General features: G+C 43.3%; 7 protein-coding genes. All 7 read left to right on the top strand.

Features of this window, described 5'->3' with window-relative positions:
• The first annotated feature begins 305 nt into the window (after positions 1 to 305).
• The 7 genes from EDM21_RS24340 to EDM21_RS24310 all read left to right on the top strand — a co-directional run bounded on the left by EDM21_RS24340 (position 306) and on the right by EDM21_RS24310 (position 5,402).
• Entirely contained in the window at positions 306 to 635 is a 330-nt protein-coding gene (locus EDM21_RS24340; RefSeq protein ID WP_157338945.1) for a low molecular weight protein tyrosine phosphatase family protein, read from the top strand.
• 47 nt (positions 636 to 682) lie between these two features.
• Positions 683 to 1,435: a DUF4184 family protein gene (locus tag EDM21_RS24335; protein WP_157338944.1), complete on the top strand. Its 753-nt coding sequence runs from the start codon at positions 683 to 685 to the stop codon at positions 1,433 to 1,435.
• A gap of 96 nt (positions 1,436 to 1,531) precedes the next feature.
• Positions 1,532 to 2,551, top strand: a complete 1,020-nt coding sequence (locus tag EDM21_RS24330; RefSeq protein WP_157338943.1) for a cysteine peptidase family C39 domain-containing protein — start codon at positions 1,532 to 1,534, stop codon at positions 2,549 to 2,551.
• Position 2,552: 1 nt separating this feature from the next.
• Positions 2,553 to 2,801 carry an acyl carrier protein gene (locus EDM21_RS24325; protein ID WP_157338942.1) on the top strand — a complete coding sequence of 83 codons (249 nt, stop codon included), beginning with the start codon at positions 2,553 to 2,555 and terminating at the stop codon, positions 2,799 to 2,801.
• Between the two features lie 174 nt (positions 2,802 to 2,975).
• Complete coding sequence (locus EDM21_RS24320) at positions 2,976 to 3,434, top strand: GNAT family N-acetyltransferase (RefSeq protein WP_157338941.1); 459 nt, start codon at positions 2,976 to 2,978, stop codon at positions 3,432 to 3,434.
• Complete coding sequence (locus EDM21_RS24315; protein ID WP_157338940.1) at positions 3,431 to 4,777, top strand: sensor histidine kinase; 1,347 nt, start codon at positions 3,431 to 3,433, stop codon at positions 4,775 to 4,777. Before EDM21_RS24320 ends, EDM21_RS24315 begins: the two co-directional genes overlap by 4 nt.
• Entirely contained in the window at positions 4,764 to 5,402 is a 639-nt protein-coding gene (locus tag EDM21_RS24310) for a response regulator transcription factor (protein ID WP_157338939.1), read from the top strand. Before EDM21_RS24315 ends, EDM21_RS24310 begins: the two co-directional genes overlap by 14 nt.
• Positions 5,403 to 5,567: the final 165 nt, after the last annotated feature.

Raw genomic sequence — 5,567 nt, 5'->3', positions numbered from 1 at the left:
CCACCTGGCTTTGGAGAACCGGTGGCTCAAAACAGAAACTTACTGCATTTTTGAGTTTTTTATTTCTCCAAACAAGACAAACTCCTGAGTTCCATTCGGAACAAAGGAGTTTGTCTGCAATCTGAAGTCTGATTTAATAATCAGCCTTACCAGTTATATCGCAAGAGATTTTGAAGATGCGGTCCAATAGGAATAAATAAATTAGATGAATTTCAACTAAGCTTAAGCAGGAATAAGAAAAGCATCAAAAACTATTTTGATTAGCAGCTTAACTAAATCCACTAAAACTAAGAAGGTAACAAGAGATGAAACTACTTTTTATTTGCAGCCGCAACAAATGGCGGAGTCTGACGGCCGAAAAAATATTGGATCGTTACAACGGATACGAGGTTAAATCGGCTGGGACAGAAGAAGGTGCCCGGATTAAAGTTACGGAGGGGCTCATCGGATGGGCGGATACAATTTTTGTGATGGAGAAGAAGCATGCAAGGAGGCTTCAAGATAAATTTTCAGCTAAAGTAAGGACCAGGCCAATAATCTGTCTGGACATTCCGGATGATTATAAGTTTATGGATGAAGAACTAATTGAGATTTTGAAGTCGAGAGTATCCGAATATTTAGAGGTGCCTGAATAATCCTTTACAGATCTGTCTGCACATCTACGAGAGGAGTATCTCAATCTATGCCCTTCACATTTGCTCATCCTCTATACGCGGGGCCATTGAAGCTGATTTTTCCCCGGTATTTGAGTTTAACCGGACTTATACTTGGCAGCATGTCCCCCGATTTTGAGTATTTTATAGCCCTTGAACCTTACCGGTTCATAGGCCATTCTGTAGCGGGGCTGTTCCTGCAGGCGATCCCGCTCAGCATCTTGCTGGCTTATGTTGTTCACTACATCCTGAAGATTCCACTTATTGACCATTTACCAGCAACAGCCCAGTTGGAGAATAAAGCGAGAGGTCTTCTACGAGATTGGAAATTAAACAGTCTGCGCAAATGGTTTGTTTTTCTCTTATCCGTAATTATCGGCTTTTATTCGCACGTTCTATTGGACGCATTCACGCATGGGGCTGGATTCTTTGTTAGCAAATTTGGGATTTTACAAAGTACGATCATGAACGTTCCGTTGTATAAGATTCTGCAGCACACCTTGTCTATTGCAGGTTTACTGACGGAAGGATTGCTTGTGTTTCTCCTATGGAAAAAAGCTGAACCCATAGACCGGCCGGCTGGAAGAATTCTATCTGGTAAACGGGGCTACTGGGTTCCTGCAGGTCTTGTGACTATGGCTACCGTAATTCTTAAAGTTACACTTACTAGCAGCACGAATTATATAGGCATACTGGTTGTTTCGCCGATCACAGGATTTTTTATAGGGCTGGTTGCAGCAAGTATTTGGGTTAGAAGGAGTGTTCATAAAGTTAATAAATAGTTGATCTTTCACTTTCCAAAATAAGACACATAATATAAAATATAATTAAAATGTAAAAATAAAATATTAGATCTTTCGAATGGAGAACAGGTAACAATGCAATTTTCTTTTGAACTAAAACCCTATAACGATTTTTGGATGAATTGTATTCTGAATGCTGCTTATACCATAGCAGTGACGGTGGAACCCAGTTACAAATATGCGGCTTTAATGAACGATTACCGTTACAAAACATGGGGCGCAGCCATTGATTCTTCATTCATTACACCTACGCTTGATGTGTTGGATTACGAAGAAAATTGGAATGATTTTATCCTGCAACAGGTCATTGCCAAGGAAACGGCTCATACTTTTAAAGATCCTGCTGACTTTCTTACGGAATTAAAAGAAATTATTGCGGACAAACAAATTATAAAATTAAATGTGGATTTATTTTATTGGCTGCCTAAAAATATTGCCTGTAATAAATTTCACATGAGCCACTACGCCATTATCAATGGTTTTGATACTAGGGCGAAGATGTACCACGTTCTGGATGATGATATCGATGGCTACGGCACTCACCTTATTCCGGAAGAAAGAGTCGTTGAAGCCTTTATGAACTCAGGGGCTATGACTGACAAGGAGTTTGGAGGTCCGCATGCTTACATTTATCATCTCCAGGATCAGATTGTGCCTTACCGATTATCTTTACAAGACATACAAAATCATGCAGCAAGATTAAAAAGAGAATTAGCTGATTTTTCTTTCGATGGTTTGTGGGACATTAAGAACCATGATCTGTTTGATGATTACATACGGATTTCTTTAATTGGAATTAACATCATCTCCAGTCGTCAAGCAGCCAATGGAATGTTAATTCAATCTCTGAATGAAATGGATTTAATTGAAGAATCGCTGTTCCAGGAATTACGCCTTCATGTGAACAAAATACAGCGAGGCTGGAAATCCATTAAGCAGATTTTTATCAATAAAACGATCAATGGCGATAAAACGCTGAACCTTTCTTTGATCCAATCTAAAGCCAATGAGTTGCTGGAATTAGAAATGAATATGTGGTCCTTATTAGTTGAAATAGAGCGGAATGAAATGATCATAATAAGGCAGGAGAGTTAAAATGGCAAATGAAGTAGAAGAGAAAATTTTGAGTATTTTCAAAGAAAATGATGTGAACGTATCCAAATCGGATTATGACAAGCCGCTTGATGATTTGTGGGGAGTAGATTCCATTTCATATGTTCAAATTCTAGCCGATATTTCGAAAGAATTTCAATTTCAAATTACCGATGAAGATTTTATTCTAGCCGATTTAAATACGTTTAATGGGGTCATGACTTTTACGAACGCCAAGCTGGTGTCCGTTTAAGCTGCCGGGATTTCAAAATGTGGACGAATAGGTGACTTAGTGGAAGCTAATCCTTTACAATGGTGAATGGAAAGATTTTATTCCCTACCCTTGTGAAGGATTTTTTCATGTCTTGAGAAGAATTTTTCCTATCTTCTTCAATATAACCATCTAATAATAAAGGAATGAGATACGATGCCAGTCAATTTTGAAGTCAGACAATCCACGATCGGCGATTTGAATGAAGTGGCGGAGATTTTTAACCAATACCGGATTTTCTACGGACAGGATTCGGATGTGGAGCGGGCACGGCAATTTCTATTCGACCGCTATGAGCACCGGGAATCGATCATCTTCATAGTCCAAGATGTTCTGCAAAAGAGATTGGCAGGATTTACGCAGCTTTATCCGGTGTTCTCGTCGATTTCGCTTGAGCGTTCTTACCTATTGAATGATCTCTACGTGCAAGAAGAGTACAGGAAACAAGGCGTGGGTCACTTGCTGCTTGAAGCTGCCAGAGACTATACGGCGCAGATGAGGGGCAAAGGACTTGAGCTGGCAACGGCTCTGGATAACGAGCGGGCACAGCGCCTGTATGAACAACACGGATTTGTCAAAGACGAGGAGTACTTGCATTATTTCTTGAAAGTATGATTTATTATTTCTTCGCACTGCTGGCGGCGGCGCTAGTCCTGCTTCTCGGCAACGTGAGAAATGAAACGAACCGCTGGGCGGCGTTTTTTCTGCTTTGTGCTTCAATAGGAGGATTGGCGGACACTTTGTACCAGGCCGGGCTGCCTAGACTTGGAGACGCTGCACAGCTTTTGAATCATACGCTCACGCCTTACGGGGTTTTGGTCTTTTGTATCGTATATTCGGGCAAAGTGTCACGCATGGCTGCAAGACATTGGCTAAAAGGGATGCTGCTGCTTCCCGTTCTCTTTATGCTTGCGGTAACGCCTTTGGTGCCGGCTCTGGAGCTCAATTTCGGCTTGCTGCTCCTATGGACGGCTCCATACTATCTTACGTCCTGCTATCTTCTGCTGGCTTCGCTATGGACGGAAGAGAACCGCTGGAGGAAGAGGAACCGTCTGATCACCACGATAATTATTGTACCGACTCTTCTTGCTGTCCTGGTATTTATTAATATTGCCAAGGTGATCTCGCCGGATTTCGATTTTTTCAGCTACATCTCTGTATTTATGATCTATTCATTTGTGGTTGCCATTCTGGGCGTGTTTCTATACGGGGTGCTGGGAGTACGGCTCCGGTTCGAGAGAGAACCGCTGGACAGTACGATGAAAGCCGTCAGTTCGGGAACGACTCTGCTCAATCATACGATCAAGAACGAATTAGGCAAGATTGCCATCAGTACCGTTAACTTAAAGCACAGCTTAGGCGAAGCGGATGAACAAACACAAGCGCATCTGGCTATGATTGAAAAAGCATCCGGGCATATGCTTGCGATGGTTAACCGCATCCACAGCCAGACGAAGGATATTCTCCTGGAGCAGCATCCGTGCAGACTTGCCGTGCTGGCAGAGGTGTGTGTTTCCGACTATCTCAGGCAGCAGGGCAATGGCGCAATCGTAATTGAAAGAAATTTTATGACTCAGCCGGTTGTGATCTGTGACGCTATCCATATGAAAGAAGTCATCGGCAACATTCTGTCGAATGCAGTCGAAGCGATGCCGGATGGCGGCACCATTACGATTAAGCTTGAATCAGCCGCCAAAGGTGTTTCTCTGTCGTTTCACGATACGGGCAGGGGTATTCCTGCGGATCAGGTCACTCAGGTCTTCGAGCCATTCTACAGTACCAAGAACCGGTCGCGGAATTTTGGTCTCGGCCTTTCCTACGTATACAATGTGATGCAGAAAAGCGGAGGTTCGGTTGATGTGACAAGCCGGGAAGGGGCGGGTACAGTCGTGACGCTTTATTTTCCACGCAACAAAATCGCTGAACGCAGCAGGGAGGCCGGGAATGAGTCACATTAAAGTGCTCCTTGTAGAAGATGATCCCGATTGGATTAAGGCCATGACCGCTTTTCTGAACAGAGAACCGGACATTCTGATTGTCGGCGCAGCGTCCGGTCCGGATGAAGCTATCCGGCTCGCGGGTACACTTGCTTTTGATGTGGTGCTAATGGACATTCATCTGACAGAAATGGGCTTGGATGGAATTTATACAGCTATAGAAATTCATGAGATCCATCCGGCCAAAATCATCATGCTGACGTCGGTAAACGATGAAGAAGTCATCAAGCAGGCATTTACGGCAGGGGCTGTCAATTATATCGATAAAACCAGATTCGAGGAGCTTCCTCATGCAATCCGGAGCGCGCATCATCATCCTTTTGCCATGGAAGCGCTGCTTAAGGAATATGCCAGGCTTAAGAGAGAGGAGCAGCTCAAGGAACTGACGGCCGCCGAACGGGAAGTGTTTGAGCTGATTGAAGAGGGCTATACGCAGTCCCAGATTGAGAAAAAACTGGTGAAGGCGGAAAGCACGCTGAAGAATCAGGTGAATAAAATGCTCAAAAAACTCGGCGCAGTCAGCAGTAAAGAAGCTGTTGAAAAAGTCAGGCGCAGAGGATTGTTCCGTGGCAAAAAAAGAGAATAAGCGAGCTGAAAGAGGCCGGGGTACTACAAATCGTAGTACCTCAGCCTGTAGACAAAGTTCCGTAAGGAGCAGGGTCTACAGGCTTTTTTATCGAATTAGTAAGTAAAACGGTGAGCCGAGGTGTAAAAAATGCTGAGTAAGAGCAATAACGAAGGTCGCTTTCAA

Origin of the sequence: Paenibacillus lutrae (genome assembly GCF_009757775.1) — a bacterium.
In the GTDB taxonomy this organism is placed as follows: domain Bacteria; phylum Bacillota; class Bacilli; order Paenibacillales; family NBRC-103111; genus Paenibacillus_F; species Paenibacillus_F lutrae.
This window is presented reverse-complemented; position numbering and strand designations above follow the sequence as displayed.